Genomic DNA, 20,147 nt, shown 5'->3' with positions numbered 1-20,147 from the left:
TGACCAAATCGTTTTAGTTTGATTTATGAAAAGCATATGTTAATATTTAAAACGTAACGATTACTATTTAAAGGAGAGAAAGATATGGCAAAAAAATCAAAAATTGCTAAAGAAGAAAAAAGAGAACGCTTAGTTGCTCAATATTATGAATTAAGAAAAGAGTTAAAAGCAAAAGGCGATTACGAAGCATTAAGAAAATTGCCTAGAGATGCTTCACCTACAAGACTAACACGCAGATGTAAGGTGAGTGGGCGTCCAAGAGGTGTATTAAGAAAGTTTGAAATGTCACGAATTGCATTTAGAGATTATGCACATAAAGGCCAAATTCCTGGTGTTAAAAAATCAAGTTGGTAAAATCAGACTTTAGTTCATTTACATTTAGAGTGAAACCATGTATATTATCTATTGGTAAAGATAAATAAAATGCTATTGTTCGGAAATAATCCTAATATATAGGATTATTTCCTTAGATAATTGTTGAATTCATTTAAAAATCTTACCTTTAAATACTGTTTCACTATTAAATGTTAGGGGTTTATATAATTATGAAAATATTTGATTATGAAGATATCCAGCTTATACCAAATAAATGTATTGTGAATAGTCGCTCAGAATGTGATACTGCAGTGAAATTCGGACCAAAAGAATTTAAATTACCTGTTGTGCCTGCAAATATGCAAACAGTGATGAATGAAACTTTGGCAGAATGGTTTGCTGAAAACGAATATTTCTATATTATGCATAGATTTGACGAAGCAGCACGTATACCTTTTGTGAAAAAAATGCATAGCAAAGGCTTGTTTGCTTCTATTTCAGTTGGCATTAAAGCACGTGAATTTGAATTTGTTGAAAAAATGGCAAACGATGGTGTAATTCCTGAATATATTACAATTGATATTGCACACGGTCATTCAGATGCTGTAATCCATATGATTCAACATATTAAAAAACATATTCCTGATTCCTTTGTTATTGCAGGTAATGTTGGGACGCCTGAAGGAGTTCGAGAATTAGAAAATGCGGGTGCAGATGCAACGAAAGTAGGTATTGGGCCTGGCCGTGTTTGTATTACTAAAATCAAAACAGGATTTGGTACAGGCGGTTGGCAATTAGCTGCTTTAAATCATTGTAGTAAAGCAGCACGTAAACCAATCATAGCTGATGGAGGTATTAGAACGCATGGTGATATTGCTAAATCAATTCGATTTGGTGCATCTATGGTAATGATAGGTTCATTATTTGCTGCTCATGAAGAATCTCCTGGCGAAACGGTTGAATTAGATGGTAAATTATATAAAGAGTATTTCGGTAGTGCATCTGAATTCCAAAAAGGTGAACATAAAAACGTTGAAGGTAAAAAAATGTTTGTTGAACATAAAGGTTCATTAATGGATACATTAGTTGAAATGCAACAAGATTTACAGAGTTCAATCTCATATGCAGGGGGTAACGATTTAAATTCATTAACTAAAGTGGATTATGTCATAGTTAGAAATTCTATTTTCAATGGAGATAGAGACTAATAATATAGTAGGTGTAAAAAATTAAACGATTTTTATTATATGTAATTGTACTTCTGTTAATTGTGTTAATTACTCCAATTAAAGAATTTGCACCGCTAGAATCGTTGCAGCAACAATTTAAATCAAAAGTAGACAGTTGGTCATCTGATAAGCCTTTAACTGAAAATACCTTAAAAGTACCTGATGAACAAGATTTTGCTTTGAATAATATTCAAATGAATATGTCTAAGGAAGAAGTAGAAGAAAAATTAGGTAAAGCAAAGCGTGTTACTTCAAACGAATATGGTACGAATTGGCATACGTATTATTCTGACGATTATAGAAGTTTTGTTATGGTGAGTTATATTAAAGAAAAAGTAAATGGTTTGTATAGTAATCAAAATGTTATTTCTTCTAAATCTAAAATAAAATATAATTCTCCGAAAGATACAGTTAGAGATCGATTAGGTGACCCTATATCAACAAAACAAAAAGGTCATATAAATATAGACGTGCAAGATAGTGAATTTGACAATTTTAAAAAAGACAATATTTATACTACAGCATTTTATGACAAACATAACCAAAACCACTTAACAGCATTATTATTAATTAGTGAAGAAATGGAAAATAGACTTCAACAACAATATGGGGCACCGTCGGATAATTTAGCTAAGAGCTTTGAATTGCAAAATTTTGACTTAGTAAACGCTGAAAGAGTGCAACATGGTTTAAATACTTTAGATTATTCAACAACTATTTCTGATACAACACGTAAGCACAGTACTGATATGGCAGAAAATAACTATTTTAATCATGATAATTTGAGTGGAGATTCTCCGTTTGATCGTTTAGAAAGTGATGGACACGATTTTAATGCAGCCGGAGAAAACTTAGCTTATGGTCAACAAAGTAGTATTTATGCCCATCAAGGTTTAATGAATTCTTTAGGACATAGAAAGAACATTCTTAAAAAAGAATTTCGAACATTAGGTGTCGGCGTTGATTTTAATGAACAAAGACAACCTTATTGGACTGAAAATTACACTGGATAGTGTTTACGATTTGTTGAATGAGGGTATCTGTAACCTGTGAGGATGAGATATTATGACAACAAATAAAAAAGATCAAACAGAAGATATACTAGAAAAAGTTAAAGACGTTTTAGAAAAGAATGACGAAAAATAAGAGGTTGCGCTCAACGCGCAACCTCTTATTTTTGTTGAGAGTGTCTTTACTTACAAATAAAATAATTAAATTTCTCTGAAAAGCCCAACGACTTTGCCTAAAACAGTGACTTGGTCTAAATAAATAGGAGACATTGTACTATTTTCCGGTTGCAAACGATAACGTGTTTTTTCTTTATAAAAACGTTTGACTGTAGCTTCATTTTCTTCAGTCATTGCAACAATAATATCACCGTTTTCAGCAATTGTTTGGCTTCTGACTATAACTTTATCTCCATCTAATATACCAGCTTCGATCATACTATCACCAACAACATTTAAGATGAAAATGTCACTGTTATGCGTAGAAGTAAAATGTTCTGGTAATGGAAAGTATTCTTCAACATTTTCGACGGCAGTAATAGGAATACCTGCCGTTACTTTTCCAATTACTGGTACATGTATCGTTGATTCCATATTTGCAGATTCGCCTAGTTGTTCAGTTACAATTTCTATTGCACGGGGCTTGGTTGGATCTCTTTTTATATAGCCTTTTTCTTCTAGTCTTGATAAATGTCCATGTACGGTAGAGCTTGAAGCTAAACCCACAGCTTCACCAATTTCTCGAACACTTGGTGGATATCCTTTTGAATGAACGGTCTGTTTGATATATTCAAAAATTTCATTTTGGCGTTTTGTTAATTCTCTCATAATAGGCACTCCCTACGTTAATTTGTTTTTATTATAGCATGCATGATTCTTTTTTACAAACGTTTGTTCGTTTCAAGGTTGACTAGGAACAGATGTTCTGTTAGAGTTTAGACACAAACAAACGTTCTAGGAGTGACTTATAATGTTCAAATTATATATACATCAAATAAAGCCTTACTTCGTAGTCCTATTAGTTACTATGATTTTAAGTTCTATATTTATTTTAAGTGCACATAATAATGCTGAGTCGGAACAAACGTACGAAATGACAGATCATCAAATCCAAAACAACTCAATTCAAAACGAACAATATCAAATGGATTCAGTGGAAAAAAGCGAACAGAGCAATAAGCCATTTTTGGCAAGAGCAAAATAGAAATATCAAACATTAATTTATTTGGGAGTAAATTAATTGTCTGGTACATATGAAAGTGAGCGGAACTATTTCGTTTCGTTCACTTTTTTGTTATATTTTTTATATTATGAATTACGGAGGTTTAGTATGGCTAAAAACGATGCCGTAGATATCAAGCGTATAAATGAATTAGCAAAAAAGAAAAAAGAAGAAGGATTAACTGAATCTGAGGCTAAAGAACAATCTAAATTAAGAAAAGCGTATTTAGACTCTTTCAGAGATAATTTTAAAAAACAAATTGAAAATACTAGAGTAATTGATCCTGAAGGTAACGATGTAACACCTGAAAAAGTTAAAAAAATATTAGATTCAAAAGACAAAAAAGATAACAACTAAATCAATTTTTTGTTAAACAAACCTCAAATAATGTATAATGGTAATGAATCTTGCTATAAGAAAGGAAGTCATTTAGATGAATAAAGAAAAAGATCAATTAGCAATAGATACGATTAGAGCTTTAAGTATCGATGCTGTTGAGCAAGCAAACTCAGGACACCCTGGATTACCAATGGGTGCTGCTCCAATGGCATATACTTTATGGACACGCCATTTAAATTTCAACCCCCAATCAAAAGATTTCTTCGATAGAGATCGTTTTGTATTGTCTGCTGGTCATGGTTCTGCATTACTTTATAGTTTATTACATGTTTCAGGTAGTTTAGAATTAGATGAATTAAAACAATTTAGACAATGGGGCTCAAAAACACCAGGACATCCTGAATTCAGACATACTGATGGTGTGGAAGTAACTACAGGTCCATTAGGTCAAGGTTTTGCTATGTCTGTAGGTATGGCTATGGCTGAAAAACATCTTGCTGGTAAGTTTAACAAAGAAGATGCTAATGTAGTAGACCATTACACTTATGTACTAGCTTCTGATGGAGATTTAATGGAAGGTATTTCACATGAGGCGGCTTCATTAGCTGGTCATACGAAATTAGATAAACTTATTGTATTATATGATTCAAATGATATTTCTTTAGATGGAGATTTAAACAAAGCTTTTTCTGAAGATGTTAAGACTCGCTTTGAATCATATGGTTGGAAACACATTTTAATTGAAGATGGTAACGATATCGAAGCAATTGATAAAGCAATTGAAGAAGCAAAAGCTTCGGATGTACCAACAATGATTGAAGTTAAAACAATTATTGGTTACGGTGCACCAAACAAACAAGATTCTCATGGTGTGCACGGTGCGCCATTAGGTGAAGATGAAAGAAAATTAGCTTTAGAAAATTATGGTTTAGATCCTGAAAAACGATTCAACGTTCCAGATGAAGTTTATGAAATCTTCCAACAATCAATGCTAAAACGTGCAAACGAAAAAGAAGAAAGCTGGAACAAACTTGTTGAAACATACAGTGAAAAATATCCAGAATTAGCAGAAGAATTCAAATTGGCAATCAGTGGTAAATTACCAGCTAATTACGCTGATGCATTACCAGAATTTGAAGCTGGCCACAGTGGTGCGTCACGTGCAGATTCTGGAGAAGTTATTCAAGCGTTAAGTAAAACAGTACCTTCATTCTTTGGTGGTTCAGCTGACTTAGCTGGCTCAAACAAATCAAATGTAAAAGATGCTGTTGATTTTGATAAAGATACACCTGAAGGTAAAAATATCTGGTTTGGTGTTCGTGAATTCGCTATGGCTGCCGCAGTAAATGGTATGGCTGCACACGGTGGTTTACATCCATATGGTGCAACATTCTTCGTATTCAGTGACTATTTAAAACCAGCGCTTCGTTTATCTGCAATCATGGGCTTAAATTCAACATTTATTTTTACGCATGATTCCATTGCAGTGGGTGAAGATGGACCGACACATGAACCAATTGAACAATTAGCTGGTTTACGTGCCATCCCTAATATGAATGTTATCCGTCCAGCAGATGGTAACGAAACTCGTGTAGCTTGGGAAATAGCACTAGAAGCAGGATCAACACCGACATCATTAGTACTTACACGCCAAAACTTAACTACAATGGACTTGCCTAAAGAAACTGTAGAAGAAGGTGTACGTAAAGGTGCTTATGTAGTGTTTGAATCAGATAAAGCGCCAGAATTCTTGTTATTAGCAACAGGTTCAGAAGTTAATTTAGCTATTGAAGCTGCTAAAGACTTAGAAGCACAAGGTAAAGGTGTACGTGTTGTTTCTATGCCAAACTGGAACGCATTTGATCAACAAACAGATGAATATAAAGCATCTGTTTTACCGCCATCTATTACTAAACGTGTTGCTATTGAAATGGCTTCGCCACTTGGTTGGCATAAATATGTTGGTACTGAAGGTAAAGTAATCGGTATCGACGGATTTGGCGCAAGCGCTCCTGGTGATTTAGTAGTCGAAAAATATGGTTTCACTAAAGAAAATGTATTAAACCAAATTCAAACATTTTAAGTAGTTAAAGCTTAAACAAATATAAAAAAGTTTGGTATGAGAGCGATAGCTCTCATACCAATTTTTTATTATAAATAAAATTTGGATTATATTTACAAACTGAATTTATAATTGATATAATACATAAGGTTGGAAGTATAACTTAATTGAGTAGCTCTTGAAAAGGAGCACTTATTTTAGTAAAATTCATTAGGATAGGAAAGTGGGTGAAACAATGGCAACTTGGTTAGCGATTTTATTAATCGTGTTAGCACTAATTCTAGGACTAGTCGGTGGATTTTTCCTTGCAAGAAAATATATGATGGATTATCTGAAAAAGAACCCACCAATTAATGAAGAAATGCTACGAATGATGATGATGCAAATGGGTCAAAAACCATCTCAAAAGAAAATAAATCAAATGATGACAATGATGAACAAAAATCAAGACGACGCATTCAAGAAGAAAAAATAGCGCGTCATAAAAGGGCTGAATACTACTTTAGACAAGTAGTCATCAGCCCTTATTTTTAATTTGGTAGCATAAAGCATTTATTCACATTTGTAGTTTCAAATGCGTTATTTTATATTTCGCTCACTTTTTTGCTGTTCATGTGTAAGTCCACGAAAATAGACTTTTGTTTCACAATTTTTGAACCTTGTTAAATTTTGGCTGATTATAAAAATGCCATATGCTTGTATATAAAAAGGGTCTAATAACCACATGTTAGTATTTTATATTATTTTAAATCTTTGTCTATTTTTTAATATTAGGTCTCTCTTTTTAGACTTTTTTTAAATGAATATGAATTACTTTAAATAGTGAAAGTATGATATTTATTTTTTAAATATTCAGTAAATATTTGATTGTAAAATCAAATTTGTTATAATTTGTATATATAAGGGAGGTATAAATAAGTGAAGAGTGCTTATGACATGGAAGATAAAGAAGTTTTAGATCGACTAGCAAATATGCATATTAACTTTTCTACCGATGAAGAATTCAAACGATATCATAATGCAATGCAAATGCATGATATGAACTACCTTAGATACACTTTAGAAAATGCGTTATCAGCATGCGATAGTACACGCGCTATTTAAATAATGAAAGATAAGATAAGTCTTTAACAAGGCTTATTTTATTTTGGATTCATCTTCCAATATACTTCCCGTGATTGAGCATGTTATTTTAAGATAACTAATGTATAAACAGCTCTGTTTATTGTTTTGAGCCAATCCATACATGTTGAAGAATGCAATAAAATATAACATGCGATGTTTTAATTTAAAAATACTGAATATTAAATGGTTAAGTGATATACTATTCAAGGTGAGAGTTAAGCTAGTAACTTAAAGAAGGTGTAAGCATGTTATATTTAGTATTTTCTATAGTAGTAGCTTTTTTAATGGGTATTGGCGTTATTTTTGTAAGAATGAAAGCACAAGAATACCCAGTAAATGAAAAGAAAATCGTTCTACCTCCTTTCTTCATGGCAACAGGTGCACTTATGTATGTGGTACCTTACTTTAGATTAACAGGTATTGAAATCATAGAATGTATTATATTAGGTGTTCTTTTTTCAACAGTATTGATATGGACATCTAAATTTGAAACACAGGGTAGTGAAATATATATGAAGCGTTCCAAAGCTTTTCCTATCATTTTAATTTCGCTATTACTAATTAGAACTATAATCAAAATATTTGTTAGTAATCAAATTGATCCAGGGGAAATTGCTGGTATGTTCTTCTTACTTGCATTTTGCATGATTGTACCATGGAGATTAGCCATGTTATATAAATATAAAAAAATTAAAAGAACTTTAATAGATTGAGTTTGAAATAACTACATCCCAGAAATTGAATATATTTGGTATTAAGAGGCTGCTAAATTTCCTTGTTTCGTAGGGGTTAAGTAGCCTATTTTTTTATCATGAAACTATACTTGTGTGATAATGAGGCATATTGTAATATAAAAGCGAACAAAGGTTCTTACAGGAGTGGTAATATGAAAGTGATACATACAGCAGATTGGCACTTAGGCAAAATTTTGAATGGAAAATCATTGCTTGAGGACCAATCTTATATATTAGAATCATTTATAAAAGCAATGGTAGATGAACAACCTGATGTGATTGTAATTGCAGGTGATTTATATGATACAAGTTACCCTAACAAAGAAGCAATTCAATTATTAGAAAGTACAATAAATACATTAAATTTAGAAATGAATATGCCATTAATTATGATTAATGGCAACCATGACAGTAAAGAAAGACTCAATTATGGTTCAAAATGGTTTGAGAAATCTCAACTTTATATTCGGACTTCGCTTGAAGATATGGCAAGTCCTGTTTCAATAGGGAATATTGATTTTTATACTTTACCATTTTCTACAGTTAATGAAACAAGTTATTTCTTTGGTGATAAAATGATTGAAACGCATCAGCAAGCTTTATCGAAATCCATTGAATATATGACGCAGCATTTGGATCGAGATAAGACGAATATGTTAGTAGGTCACCTTACTGTCCAAGGCGGAATTAGAACTGAATCTGAGAGACCATTAACAATTGGTACAGTTGAATCAGTTGAAGAAAGTTCATTTCAACGTTTCGATCAAGTATTGTTAGGTCATCTACATCATCCTTTTAGTATCAATTCTAATTTTGTACATTACAGTGGCTCATTATTACAATATTCTTTTTCAGAATCTACACAACCAAAAGGTTACAGAGTAATTGAAATAATTGATAATGAAATTAAAAGTAAATTTAGACCTTTAACCCCTTTAAGGCAATTGGAGGTAGTTGAAGGAAATTATGATGATGCAATCCAAGAAAAACTAGAGATAAAAGACAAATATAATTACTTACATTTCAAGCTGAAGCATATGTCACATGTCAGTGATCCAATGATGCATTTAAAACAAATTTATCCTAATACATTAGCGCTTACAAACAAAACTTTTGAGTTTAATACACCCATTCATCACGAAAACATTGAAATTCAAAAATTAGATGATGAAACAATTATTAATAAATTTTATGAAAATATTACGAATGAAACTTTAACTAGTGTTCAAAATAAAAAAATCGGTAAAGTATTAAACGAATTACTTGAAGGAGGCCAAACTCATTGAGACCTTTAACATTAAAGCTAAAAAACTTTGGTCCTTTCTTGGATGAAACTATTGATTTTCAACAAGTTAATGACGACCAGTTGTTTTTAATTAGTGGGAAGACGGGTTCTGGGAAAACAATGATATTTGATGCTATTGTATTTGCATTGTTCGGAGAAGCATCCACTAAAGATAGAAGTGAGAGTGATTTACGAAGTCATTTTGCAGACGGTAAAACACCAATGTCTGTAGAATTCGAATTTAAATTAAGAAACACAATTTTTAAAATTAATCGCCAAGGTTCATTTATAAAAGAAGGAAATAAAAATAAAACGCTCGGTCAACTTGCTATATACCAATTGGAAGATGTATTTGAATTACGAGAAAGCAAAGTAAATGCTGGTAACCAATTTATTAAAGCATTATTGGGAGTCAATACTGAACAGTTTAGACAACTGTTTATCTTACCTCAAGGTGAGTTTAAACGATTTTTATTATCTAAAAGTATAGAGAAGCAAGAAATATTAAGAACGCTTTTTAATAGTCAAAGATTCGAAGAAATACAAGCAATGCTAAATGATGACGTAAAAAAAGTAAGAATACAAATTGAAAAGCGATATCACGCGCTTGAGACAGATTGGGAAGATTTAGAAACGTTTAATATGGACACTTTAAATGAATATAAAGCAATAAATGCAAGACAGACTAATAAAATTAAATCTGTATTACCAGAATTTAAAATAATAGGTGAGACTATTCAAAATGATTTAATTGCTAAAAGAGATAAATGTAAAGAAACATTTGAAAAGATTGAGCGCCAATTAAATACCAATCTAAAACTTCAAGAAGCGATGACAAACCTTGAACAAAAACAAACAGAGTACAATAAATTGTTATCAGAAGAAAATAATATCCAAAATCAAATGAAACTGTTAAAAGAGATTAATGAAGTAAGACCTTTAGCAAATTTATTTGATACTAAAGAAAAATTACTAAAAAAGCATGACGAAATAAAAGTAAATATTTCAAAAAAAGCGGCTTACATAGCAAATTTAAACGAACAATTAGAGAAAAATAAAAAACAATTCAAAAATCACCAATCTTTAACTCAATCTATAGAAAAATCTAAGATATTTATAGAAAACTGCAAATTATTTTATAACAAATATGATAAATATAAAACTGCATACTTAAAAATTGGAAGTTTAAAAAATGAATATACAAAACTTGAAGACGATTATAAAAAAGAAAAGAAGCAGCTTAATACTTATATAGCGCAATTAAACGGGAGGGAACCCGATTATAAAAAAATTGAACAACTCAATGAAAAAATAAACAAATTGGATAACGATATTAAAACATATAAGCAAAATGAACAACACAAAAATGAATATCTTAAATTACAAGAAAAAAAAGCTGACAAAACAGCTAGAAAAAAACAAATTGATGTTAACTTAAGCACAGCGGAAGAGGAATATCAAAAGATTGATAAAACAAATATTGATTTAAATAATAAACAAGAAATTATCTCGAAAATACAAGCAGCAATTGCTCAAGGAGACACGTGTCCTGTTTGTGGAAATGAAGTTCATACATTAGAAGCACATATAGATTTTGATGAACTCACAACAAGACATGAGAAAATAGCCGAACTGGAACAAAAACATACAGATTTAAAAGAACAAAAAATTAAATTGGATAGTGAAATCCATTATATACTTGAGCAGTTAAATAAATTTAATCTGGACGAGTTAGAAAAAACCAATTATAAAGCACTTGAACAATGTATGAGGGAAGTTTCAAAAACTAAAATACAATTAGAAACCGAAAACGAAACAATTACAAAGCTTAAAGACAAAGTAATGACATTAAACCAAAAAATTCATGAATTTGAACTAAATCTCAAAACGAAGCAATTTGAATTAGATGAATTTACAACCGCTATCAATGATTTTGAAAGCGCCACAGCATATACAAACGTTGACACATTTATCAAGGCTTATGAAAAGGAATTAGGGAAAATAAATGATTACCAAAAAACATATGAATGCTTAGAACAACAGATTCAAAAAGACAGTAATAAATTATCGTTAGAGCTAAATGATCAAGATCATCTTAAAACGACATTAGAGAGTTTAAATAGGGACATTGAAGATTCCAATAACAAAATTGATGAAGAAATGAACAGAATTGGCTTTTCATCACTTAAGCAAGTAGAGCATACTATAAATGAAGTTCCAAACAAATCCAAAATCGAATTAGAAATAAATAAATACAATCAAGAAAAACAACATCTTGAAATTGTTATTGCACAGCTAAAATCAGAAATTGACAACAAAGCATTGCAAGATATTTCAGAGTTGAAATCCTCACATAAACAAGCAAAGCATAAATTAGACTACGCAAGTTCAATATTGAGTCAACATCATTACAAATTAGAGTTCAATCAAAAGAAAATAGAACAAATCAATAAAATTATTGATAATCTGGACAAAGAACTCCAAGAACAACAAGAGATTTTCCAATTAGCAGAAATTTTATCAGGCAAAAATGAACAAAAATTAACTTTAGAAAACTTTGTTTTAATATATTATTTGGAGCGTATATTAGCGCACGCCAACCAAAGATTATCATTAATGACTGGACAAAGATATCAATTGGTACGAAGAGAACAAACCTCTAAAGGATACAGTGGTTTAGAAATAGATGTTTTTGACTCGCATTCTAATAAAAAAAGACATATCACTTCTTTATCAGGAGGGGAAACGTTCCAAGCTTCTCTTGCATTAGCTTTAGGGCTTAGCGAAGTAGTACAACAAGAATCAGGGGGGATTGCTTTAGATTCTATGTTTATTGATGAAGGATTCGGTACATTAGATCAAGAAACACTTGAAACAGCTTTAGATACGCTGTTAAGTCTGAAATCTTCTGGGAGAATGGTGGGTATTATATCTCATGTGAGTGAATTAAAACAGCGTATTCCGCTTATTTTAGAAGTGAAAACAGACCAGTATCAAAGTACAACCCGCTTTAAAAAGCAATAAAATGTTTAAAAAAATAGCTGATAATCTCTGGCTCGTCAGCGTGTTTTATGTCATTAAATTAATTAAAATCCCTTATCCATGATAGTGTTGTTGCTAAAATAGATAAGGGATTTGAAATGTTTTGACTCTAAAATTTAAATAATATCGCTGTGTAAAATTAATTTTTTTCGCGTAATAAATCGCGAATTTCTGTTAGTAACACTGTGTTTTCTTCGATTTCCTCTTCTTCTTGTTTAATTAAAGTGTTCGCAATTTTAACAAAAATAAATAATGCAAAGGCAATAATAATAAAGTCTATAATTGATTGCACGAACATACCATATTTAATCCCCATAAAAGACCAACTCTTGGCGAAGTCAACTGTACCAAATATTAAACCAATTAAAGGCATAATAATGTATGAAACTAAAGCGGTTACAATTTTGTTGAAAGCTGCCCCCATAACTACAGCTACTGCTAAATCTAGAACATTACCTTTTAACGCAAATTCTTTGAATTCTTGTAGCATATTAATTACCTCTCTTAATTTAATATAAAAGTTATTATACAATATTTAATAAATTAAGAAAATACTTTTTGAAAGTGAATTTGATATTAACATAGATGTTTGTTATTCTTATGAATGATTAAACTAAAATATAGAAAAGTAATTAATTTTTCCAATTTTCTTTTTTGATTTAAAAACTTAATATAATATGAAAGGGAGTAATTTATTGTGAATTCTTCTGAAAATCAACCGAATGGTAAGAAGATATCGCCTGTTTTTATCTATAGCGCAATTATTACTGGTATAGTTGTTTTAATTGGTGCAATAGTTCCGGAACAATTTGACACTGTTACAAATACAATAAAACTATGGATCACTGACAAATTAGGTTGGTATTATTTAATTCTTACGACATTTATTGTTTTCTTCTGTGTTTTCCTAATATTTAGTCCTATCGGTAAGTTAAAGCTAGGTAAACCAAATGATAAACCGGAATTTAATACAGTGTCTTGGTTTGCGATGCTGTTTAGTGCCGGTATGGGAATTGGTCTTGTATTCTATGGTGCTGCTGAGCCTATGGCAGATTTTGCTGCGCCTCCAAATGCAGATCCTAAAACTACTGCCGCGTATACTGAAGCGTTACGTTCAACATTTTTCCACTGGGGCTTTCATGCGTGGTCAATCTATGGTGTAGTTGCCCTAGCGCTTGCATATGCACAGTTTAGGAAAGGTGAACCAGGACTGATATCTAGAACATTACGCCCTATTTTAGGTAATAAAGTAGAAGGCCCAATTGGGACAGTAATCGATGTGTTAGCAGTATTTGCTACAGTTGTCGGTGTTGCTGTGTCCTTAGGTATGGGCGCACTACAAATTAACGGTGGCTTAAATTACTTATTCGGTATTCCAAATACTATTTGGGTACAAGCAATTATTATTGTAGTAGTTACAATACTGTTTATTATGAGTGCATGGTCTGGATTAAGTCGAGGTATTCAGTATTTAAGTAACTTAAATATTAGTTTAGGTGCAATATTAATGATTGCAGCTTTAATCATTGGACCAACGATTTTGATTTTAAATATGATGACAAGCTCAACAGGTAGCTTATTAAATTCATTCTTATTTAATACATTTGACACGGCTGCCCAAAACCCTCAAAAACGTGAGTGGATGTCTAGTTGGACGCTTTACTATTGGGGTTGGTGGTTAAGCTGGAGTCCGTTCGTTGGTATATTTATCGCACGTGTTTCTAAAGGACGTTCAGTGCGTGAATTTATCGCAGGTGTACTTTTAGTACCTGCTTTAGTAAGTTTTGTATGGTTTAGTGTATTTGGTGTTCTAGGTATTGAAACAGGTAAAAAGAATCCTGAATTATTCAATATGACAGCTGAAACACAACTATTTGGTGTATTTAATGAGATACCATTTGGCATTGTTTTATCATTAATTGCGCTTGTTTTAATCGCTTCATTTTTTATTACTTCTGCAGACTCTGCAACGTTTGTGTTAGGTATGCAAACCTCGTTTGGTTCATTAGAACCATCAAATGTTGTTAAAGTAACTTGGGGTATTGCGCAATCACTAATTGCATTTGTATTACTATTTGCAGGTGGCGGCAATGGCGCTGACGCATTAAATGCAATTCAAAGTGCGGCCATTATTAGTGCGTTACCATTCTCTTTTGTAGTAATAATGATGATGACTTCATTCTACAAAGATGCCAATAAAGAACGTAAATTCTTAGGTTTAACATTGACGCCTAATAAGCATAGACTTCAAGACTATGTACAATATCAACAAGAGGATTTTGAAGATGAAATGATTAATAGAAGAGCGCCTCTAAGAGATACGGAAAAATCCAAGAAATAAAGTTATATCTAAAGAAAGTGGGACAGAAAACATTTTTTTAAATGTGATTGCTGTCCCACTTTTTGCTTTTATAAATATGTTTATAAACCAAGACAATGTCCTTATTAAAAACAATGATAATCATTCTCATTTAATAATATTAACTTATTACACGAAACACTTACGATAAGTTTTACTTATACATACTGATTGTAAATTCAAATCTAAATTATAGATGTTTATAATAGTAGGTAGTTGTTTTAAGTTACATATAATTATACAATTTAATTAACGGCATATAATTACTAAAAATTTCAAGGGGGATTTATATGGCTTCTAATTTAAAACAGCAAGCGAAAAAGTCGTTCGAGCTAAATGGAAAATCATACACATATTATGATTTAAATACTTTAGAAGAACAAGGGTTAACTAAAGTATCAAAATTGCCATATTCGATTAGAGTATTATTAGAATCTGAATTAAGACAAGAAGATGGATTTGTTATTTCTGAAGAACACATCAAAGCGTTGTCTGAATTCAATAAAGGTACAGAGGGTGAAGTACCTTTTAAGCCATCACGTGTTATTTTACAAGACTTCACTGGTGTTCCTGCAGTAGTTGACCTAGCGTCATTACGTAAAGCTATGAATGATGTTGGGGGAGACTTAAACAAGATTAACCCAGAAGTGCCAGTAGATTTAGTTATTGACCATTCAGTTCAAGTCGATAGCTATGCAAATCCAGATGCACTAGAAAGAAACATGCAATTAGAATTTGAAAGAAACTATGAACGTTATCAATTTTTAAATTGGGCTACAAAAGCATTTGATAATTACAGTGCGGTACCACCAGCAACTGGTATCGTCCACCAAGTTAACTTAGAGTATCTTGCTAATGTGGTCCATGCACGTGAAGTTGACGGTGAAATAGTGGCTTTCCCTGATACATTAGTTGGAACTGACTCTCACACAACTATGATTAACGGCTTAGGCGTATTAGGTTGGGGTGTTGGTGGTATTGAAGCAGAAGCCGGAATGCTTGGTCAACCATCTTATTTCCCAATTCCTGAAGTAATTGGTGTTAGATTATCTAATGCGTTACCACAAGGGGCAACTGCAACTGATTTAGCATTACGTGTTACTCAAGAATTACGTAAAAAAGGTGTTGTCGGCAAGTTTGTAGAATTCTTTGGTCCAGGTGTAGAACATTTACCATTAGCTGATAGAGCAACAATTGCAAACATGGCCCCTGAGTATGGTGCAACTTGCGGTTTCTTCCCAGTAGATGAAGAATCTTTAAAATATTTACGCTTAACTGGTCGTTCAGAAGAACAAATTGAATTAGTTAAAAAATATTTAGAAGAAAATAGCATGTTCTTTACTGCGGATAAAGATGAACCAGAATACTCTGACGTAGTCGAATTAGATTTATCTACAGTTGAAGCTTCACTATCAGGTCCAAAACGTCCACAAGACTTAATCTTCTTAAGTGATATGAAAGAAGAATTTGAAAAATCTGTTACTGCGCCAGCGGGTAACCAAGGGCATGGTTTTGACGAAAGTGAATTTGATAAGACAGCAACCATTGAATTTAAAGATGGATCTACAACGCAAATGACGACTGGTGATTTAGCAATTGCTGCGATTACATCTTGTACGAACACATCAAACCCATATGTTATGTTAGGTGCTGGGTTAGTAGCGAAAAATGCAATTGAAAAAGGCTTGAAAGTACCTGAATACGTTAAGACTTCATTAGCGCCTGGTTCAAAAGTTGTTACAGGGTATTTAAGAGATTCTGGATTACAAGCATATTTAGATGAACTTGGGTTTAACTTAGTAGGTTATGGTTGTACAACGTGTATTGGTAACTCGGGTCCGCTATTAGAAGAAATCGAAAAAGCGATTGCTGAAGAAGACTTACTTGTAACTTCTGTTTTATCAGGTAACCGTAACTTTGAAGGACGTATTCATCCACTAGTTAAGGCGAACTATCTTGCTTCTCCTCAATTAGTAGTTGCTTACGCACTTGCAGGTACGGTTGATATTGATTTGCAAAATGAACCTTTAGGTAAAGGTGAAGACGGAGAAGATATCTACTTAAAAGATATCTGGCCATCAATTAAAGAAGTAGCTGACACTGTAGATAGTGTCGTTACGCCTAAATTATTCAAAGAAGAGTATGAAACTGTTTACAACAATAATGAAATGTGGAACGAAATTGACGTGACAGATCAACCGTTATATGACTTTGATCCAGAATCAACATATATCCAGAACCCGTCATTCTTCCAAAATTTATCAAAAGAACCAGAAGCGATTAAATCATTAAATAATTTACGTGTTATGGGCAAATTTGGCGACTCAGTTACGACTGATCACATTTCTCCAGCAGGTGCTATCGGTAAGGATACGCCAGCAGGTAAATATTTATTAGATCATGGCGTACCGATTCGTCAATTTAACTCATACGGTTCTCGTCGTGGTAACCACGAAGTAATGGTACGTGGTACATTTGCGAATATTCGTATTAAAAACGAATTAGCACCAGGTACTGAAGGTGGTTTTACAACTTACTGGCCAACTGGTGAACAAATGCCTATATATGATGCAGCTATGAAATATAAAGAAGATGGTACTGGATTAGTAGTGCTAGCTGGTAACGATTATGGTATGGGTTCTTCACGTGATTGGGCTGCTAAAGGTACAAATTTATTAGGTGTTAAAACGGTTATCGCTCAAAGCTATGAACGTATTCACCGCTCGAACTTAGTTATGATGGGTGTCTTACCATTACAATTTAAAGATGGTGATTCATCAGAGAGCTTAGGATTAGATGGTACAGAAATTATTTCTGTAGATATCGATGAAAATGTAAAACCGCATGATTTAGTAAAAGTAACTGCTAAAAAAGAAAACGGTGAAGTCATTGATTTTGAAGCAATTGCGCGTTTCGATTCACATGTAGAAATTGATTATTATCGTCACGGCGGTATTTTACAACTGGTATTAAGAAATAAATTAGCAAACGAATAAATGATTTGCTATTGATTCAAATAAATAAGTGAGGCTAGTATATAAAATAGTTTAGCTTCACGGATGACTGAATAGTAAATGGTTGGGATGAGAAACAATTAAATTAATATTTGGTCGTTTATAAGGATGCGTAGCTCTTATGCTAGGACTAAGCGCTTATATTCTTTTCCAATCATTCTTACCGGGTGGGCAATGAAATCATTTTAGAAAATGTGATTTCTGTTCCACCCCTTTTTTATGTTATTATTTATATAGTATGATATGAACAATTGAAAAGAGGACGTTTATAATGATTTATAGTATGACAGAAATTCCTTCACGCTATGCTGAAACTGATCAAATGGGTGTGATATATCACGGTAATTATCCTACTTGGTTTGAAGTAGCACGAACAGATTATATTTCAAAATTAGGTTTTAGTTACAAAGATATGGAAGATTCAGGCATCATTTCACCAGTTACAGATTTAAATATTAAGTACATTAAAACAATTCAGTATCCAGAAACAGTGAAGATTAAAACGTGGGTCGAAAAATATACACGCTTAAGATCTATATATTATTATGAAGTATATAATAATGATGGAGAACTAGCTACTACTGGCTCTACAGTGTTAACTTGTATACGAAAAGATAACTTTAAGCCTATTCGATTAGATAAGTATTTTCCTGAATGGCATGCAGTATATTCAGAAGTAGAAAAGCGAAATAAAGCAGGAGAAGATTTAGAGGTTGTGAATGGTTTATCATAGTTAAAATAAGTATATGAATTGTGCATGAATATACATAAATTTTACGGGAGTGTATTTTGGGGATGTACACTAATACTTATAACACTAAAAAATTTATACAAATCAACAAAAAGGAGGCCGGACATAGATAACGTCTTGACCTCGCATACTATATAGACAGTAGACGACTAGAGCTGAAATATAAAAGCGGAACAGAAATCCCAAATATGATTTCTGTTCCGCTTCTTTTTTAAGTATATAATTCATATATATGATTAATAAACTGTGTTGAGTTTATTTTAGCTATTAAAATTATTTAGCACTGTAAGAAATTTCATCCACGCTATCACTGATGTCTATGAATAAATCATGGTCTTCAAAATACCATAAATCCTTTTCTGCAATTACTACATCTAAACCATCAAAATGATTTTCGTAACCAATTTCTACATCGTCTTTTTGATCAACACTGAATGCAGGGCTAAATCCTTGTTTTAATTGGAATTCTCCACCATAGCGAACGAAAAATTGTAAGACTTTGTTATCTTCAGGTAAATCAAGTTCATCTTTAAACCAAGATACAGCGTTATCTGAAAGTTTTATATCCATAATAAAAGTCCCCTCTCATTTCACAAGTTATAGCTTGTGACAATTGGTTACTAATTTAAAAAATTAGTATTATTTGTATTACCCAATTTTGAGTAATAATAAAAGTAGTATAACATATTTAATCTTAATTTTCTTTAAAACAAATTGATTTATTATTACGCATTTACAGCTATAATGATGATTTAAAAAAGAGCGGAACAAAAATCCAATCTCATCATAAGACTTCCTTGTTCCGCTCAGATATTGGCTTCTCAATTTAAAAAGTGCGATATTAGCATATTTTCAAATGAGTTGTTTCTAATTAATATTATATTTTTAGACTGAGACATTGGTTGATGTCCCAGCCTAAGTAATATTTTGTTACTATTTACTTATTGATTGCTCGTGACACGTGTAATAGTTACATCCATTTAATTTTAGGCTCTTCACCTTTAAAAATTCTAACAATATTTGTGCGATGTCTGAATATTAATAACACACCCACAGCCATACTCACCACAAGGAGAATATAATCTCGAATAAGTAACGCACCAATTACGCAACAGATTGACGCGATAATACTTGATAGTGATACATATTTCGTTAAATATAATATACCAAAGAAAATTGCTGCTAATATGATTAATAAGATAGGGTTGATTCCAAGTATAACGCCGGCACTGGTTGCAACTGCTTTTCCCCCTTTAAACCCAAGATAAATCGGGTAAACATGACCTAGAATCGCAAATGCCCCTACGATGAGTCCATTTGTAAAAAATGTACTAATAGCACCGTCTGCATGAACTGGAAGCCATAGTGGGAAGAATACAACGATAAACCCTTTAAATATATCTAAAAAAGTAACTAGGAACCCTGCTGGTTTACCTAATACTCTAAAGCTATTCGTCGCTCCAGTGTTCCCACTACCGAATTGTCTAATATCCTTTTTGAAAAATAACTTACCTATTACATAGCCACTTGGGAAAGCACCAATGAGATAACTTAGTATTAACATGATAATTATCATCACCATACATAATCCACATCCTTTAATGACATTAGAATTATTTTACCACATAAGACCATAGTTAGACGAATAAAATTTATAAGAGTA

General features: G+C 32.1%; 18 protein-coding genes. 14 read left to right on the top strand and 4 right to left on the bottom strand.

Translation table 11 applies throughout. The features are described 5' to 3' along the window. Positions 1 to 84 precede the first annotated feature (84 nt). The 3 genes from rpsN to KA900_RS02650 all read left to right on the top strand — a co-directional run bounded on the left by rpsN (position 85) and on the right by KA900_RS02650 (position 2,557). The gene (gene rpsN, locus KA900_RS02660; protein WP_096809942.1) at positions 85 to 354 is read left to right on the top strand and encodes a 30S ribosomal protein S14; all 270 of its coding nucleotides are present in this window, start codon (positions 85 to 87) and stop codon (positions 352 to 354) included. Between the two features lie 191 nt (positions 355 to 545). Next, complete coding sequence (gene guaC, locus KA900_RS02655; protein ID WP_103373584.1) at positions 546 to 1,523, top strand: GMP reductase; 978 nt, start codon at positions 546 to 548, stop codon at positions 1,521 to 1,523. Between the two features lie 20 nt (positions 1,524 to 1,543). Continuing rightward, the gene (locus KA900_RS02650; protein ID WP_210139331.1) at positions 1,544 to 2,557 is read left to right on the top strand and encodes a CAP domain-containing protein; all 1,014 of its coding nucleotides are present in this window, start codon (positions 1,544 to 1,546) and stop codon (positions 2,555 to 2,557) included. 198 nt (positions 2,558 to 2,755) lie between these two features. Here KA900_RS02650 and lexA read toward each other — a convergent pair whose 3' ends face one another. Next, a complete protein-coding gene (lexA, locus tag KA900_RS02645) occupies positions 2,756 to 3,379 on the bottom strand; it encodes a transcriptional repressor LexA (RefSeq protein WP_096809936.1) in 624 nt (207 codons plus the stop codon). A 142-nt stretch (positions 3,380 to 3,521) separates the two neighbouring features. Between lexA and sosA the strand changes: the two genes are divergently transcribed. From sosA to sbcC, 8 genes are all read left to right on the top strand, one after another. Beyond that, positions 3,522 to 3,755, top strand: a complete 234-nt coding sequence (sosA, locus tag KA900_RS02640) for a DNA damage-induced cell division inhibitor SosA (RefSeq protein ID WP_096809933.1) — start codon at positions 3,522 to 3,524, stop codon at positions 3,753 to 3,755. Positions 3,756 to 3,881: 126 nt separating this feature from the next. Beyond that, the gene (locus tag KA900_RS02635) at positions 3,882 to 4,130 is read left to right on the top strand and encodes a DUF896 domain-containing protein (RefSeq protein WP_103373586.1); all 249 of its coding nucleotides are present in this window, start codon (positions 3,882 to 3,884) and stop codon (positions 4,128 to 4,130) included. Between the two features lie 76 nt (positions 4,131 to 4,206). Beyond that, complete coding sequence (gene tkt / locus KA900_RS02630; RefSeq protein ID WP_096809929.1) at positions 4,207 to 6,195, top strand: transketolase; 1,989 nt, start codon at positions 4,207 to 4,209, stop codon at positions 6,193 to 6,195. Positions 6,196 to 6,409: 214 nt separating this feature from the next. Continuing rightward, the gene (locus KA900_RS02625; RefSeq protein WP_019467986.1) at positions 6,410 to 6,649 is read left to right on the top strand and encodes a YneF family protein; all 240 of its coding nucleotides are present in this window, start codon (positions 6,410 to 6,412) and stop codon (positions 6,647 to 6,649) included. A 443-nt stretch (positions 6,650 to 7,092) separates the two neighbouring features. Beyond that, the gene (locus KA900_RS02620; protein ID WP_096809903.1) at positions 7,093 to 7,278 is read left to right on the top strand and encodes a hypothetical protein; all 186 of its coding nucleotides are present in this window, start codon (positions 7,093 to 7,095) and stop codon (positions 7,276 to 7,278) included. A 266-nt stretch (positions 7,279 to 7,544) separates the two neighbouring features. Continuing rightward, a complete protein-coding gene (locus KA900_RS02615) occupies positions 7,545 to 8,012 on the top strand; it encodes a CcdC family protein (protein WP_096809901.1) in 468 nt (155 codons plus the stop codon). A 173-nt stretch (positions 8,013 to 8,185) separates the two neighbouring features. Beyond that, positions 8,186 to 9,319, top strand: a complete 1,134-nt coding sequence (sbcD, locus tag KA900_RS02610; protein WP_103373543.1) for an exonuclease subunit SbcD — start codon at positions 8,186 to 8,188, stop codon at positions 9,317 to 9,319. Further along, positions 9,316 to 12,342, top strand: coding sequence for an exonuclease subunit SbcC (gene sbcC, locus KA900_RS02605; RefSeq protein WP_210139283.1), 3,027 nt, complete (start codon positions 9,316 to 9,318; stop codon positions 12,340 to 12,342). Before sbcD ends, sbcC begins: the two co-directional genes overlap by 4 nt. A 157-nt stretch (positions 12,343 to 12,499) precedes the next feature. Here sbcC and mscL read toward each other — a convergent pair whose 3' ends face one another. Continuing rightward, on the bottom strand, positions 12,500 to 12,850 hold the full coding sequence (gene mscL, locus KA900_RS02600) for a large conductance mechanosensitive channel protein MscL (protein ID WP_096809895.1): 351 nt from the start codon (positions 12,848 to 12,850) through the stop codon (positions 12,500 to 12,502). Positions 12,851 to 13,057: 207 nt separating this feature from the next. Here mscL and KA900_RS02595 point away from each other — a divergent pair, with 207 nt between their 5' ends. The 3 genes from KA900_RS02595 (at position 13,058) to menI (ending at position 18,466) form a co-directional block, all read left to right on the top strand. After that, complete coding sequence (locus tag KA900_RS02595; RefSeq protein WP_318270804.1) at positions 13,058 to 14,701, top strand: BCCT family transporter; 1,644 nt, start codon at positions 13,058 to 13,060, stop codon at positions 14,699 to 14,701. Between the two features lie 308 nt (positions 14,702 to 15,009). Next, positions 15,010 to 17,715 (top strand): aconitate hydratase AcnA, encoded by a 2,706-nt coding sequence (acnA, locus tag KA900_RS02590; protein ID WP_096809892.1) that lies wholly within the window; start codon positions 15,010 to 15,012, stop codon positions 17,713 to 17,715. Positions 17,716 to 18,004: 289 nt separating this feature from the next. Beyond that, complete coding sequence (menI, locus tag KA900_RS02585) at positions 18,005 to 18,466, top strand: 1,4-dihydroxy-2-naphthoyl-CoA hydrolase MenI (protein WP_096809889.1); 462 nt, start codon at positions 18,005 to 18,007, stop codon at positions 18,464 to 18,466. A gap of 291 nt (positions 18,467 to 18,757) precedes the next feature. Here the strand turns inward: menI and KA900_RS02580 are convergent, their stop codons facing one another. Continuing rightward, complete coding sequence (locus KA900_RS02580) at positions 18,758 to 19,054, bottom strand: HesB/YadR/YfhF family protein (RefSeq protein ID WP_096809887.1); 297 nt, start codon at positions 19,052 to 19,054, stop codon at positions 18,758 to 18,760. Between the two features lie 400 nt (positions 19,055 to 19,454). Continuing rightward, complete coding sequence (gene plsY, locus KA900_RS02575; protein ID WP_096811216.1) at positions 19,455 to 20,063, bottom strand: glycerol-3-phosphate 1-O-acyltransferase PlsY; 609 nt, start codon at positions 20,061 to 20,063, stop codon at positions 19,455 to 19,457. Positions 20,064 to 20,147: the final 84 nt, after the last annotated feature.

This window comes from Staphylococcus sp. GDY8P120P, from assembly GCF_017892065.1.
Taxonomy (GTDB): Bacteria; Bacillota; Bacilli; order Staphylococcales; family Staphylococcaceae; genus Staphylococcus; species Staphylococcus nepalensis.
This window is presented reverse-complemented; position numbering and strand designations above follow the sequence as displayed.

Coding starts and splice junctions, on each gene's coding strand:
- rpsN (WP_096809942.1), top strand. CDS start 85: ATGGCAAAAAAATCAAAAATTGCTAAAGAAGAAAAAAGAGAACGCTTA.
- guaC (WP_103373584.1), top strand. CDS start 546: ATGAAAATATTTGATTATGAAGATATCCAGCTTATACCAAATAAATGT.
- lexA (WP_096809936.1), bottom strand. CDS start 3,379: ATGAGAGAATTAACAAAACGCCAAAATGAAATTTTTGAATATATCAAA.
- sosA (WP_096809933.1), top strand. CDS start 3,522: ATGTTCAAATTATATATACATCAAATAAAGCCTTACTTCGTAGTCCTA.
- KA900_RS02635 (WP_103373586.1), top strand. CDS start 3,882: ATGGCTAAAAACGATGCCGTAGATATCAAGCGTATAAATGAATTAGCA.
- tkt (WP_096809929.1), top strand. CDS start 4,207: ATGAATAAAGAAAAAGATCAATTAGCAATAGATACGATTAGAGCTTTA.
- KA900_RS02625 (WP_019467986.1), top strand. CDS start 6,410: ATGGCAACTTGGTTAGCGATTTTATTAATCGTGTTAGCACTAATTCTA.
- KA900_RS02615 (WP_096809901.1), top strand. CDS start 7,545: ATGTTATATTTAGTATTTTCTATAGTAGTAGCTTTTTTAATGGGTATT.
- sbcD (WP_103373543.1), top strand. CDS start 8,186: ATGAAAGTGATACATACAGCAGATTGGCACTTAGGCAAAATTTTGAAT.
- mscL (WP_096809895.1), bottom strand. CDS start 12,850: ATGCTACAAGAATTCAAAGAATTTGCGTTAAAAGGTAATGTTCTAGAT.
- acnA (WP_096809892.1), top strand. CDS start 15,010: ATGGCTTCTAATTTAAAACAGCAAGCGAAAAAGTCGTTCGAGCTAAAT.
- menI (WP_096809889.1), top strand. CDS start 18,005: ATGATTTATAGTATGACAGAAATTCCTTCACGCTATGCTGAAACTGAT.
- KA900_RS02580 (WP_096809887.1), bottom strand. CDS start 19,054: ATGGATATAAAACTTTCAGATAACGCTGTATCTTGGTTTAAAGATGAA.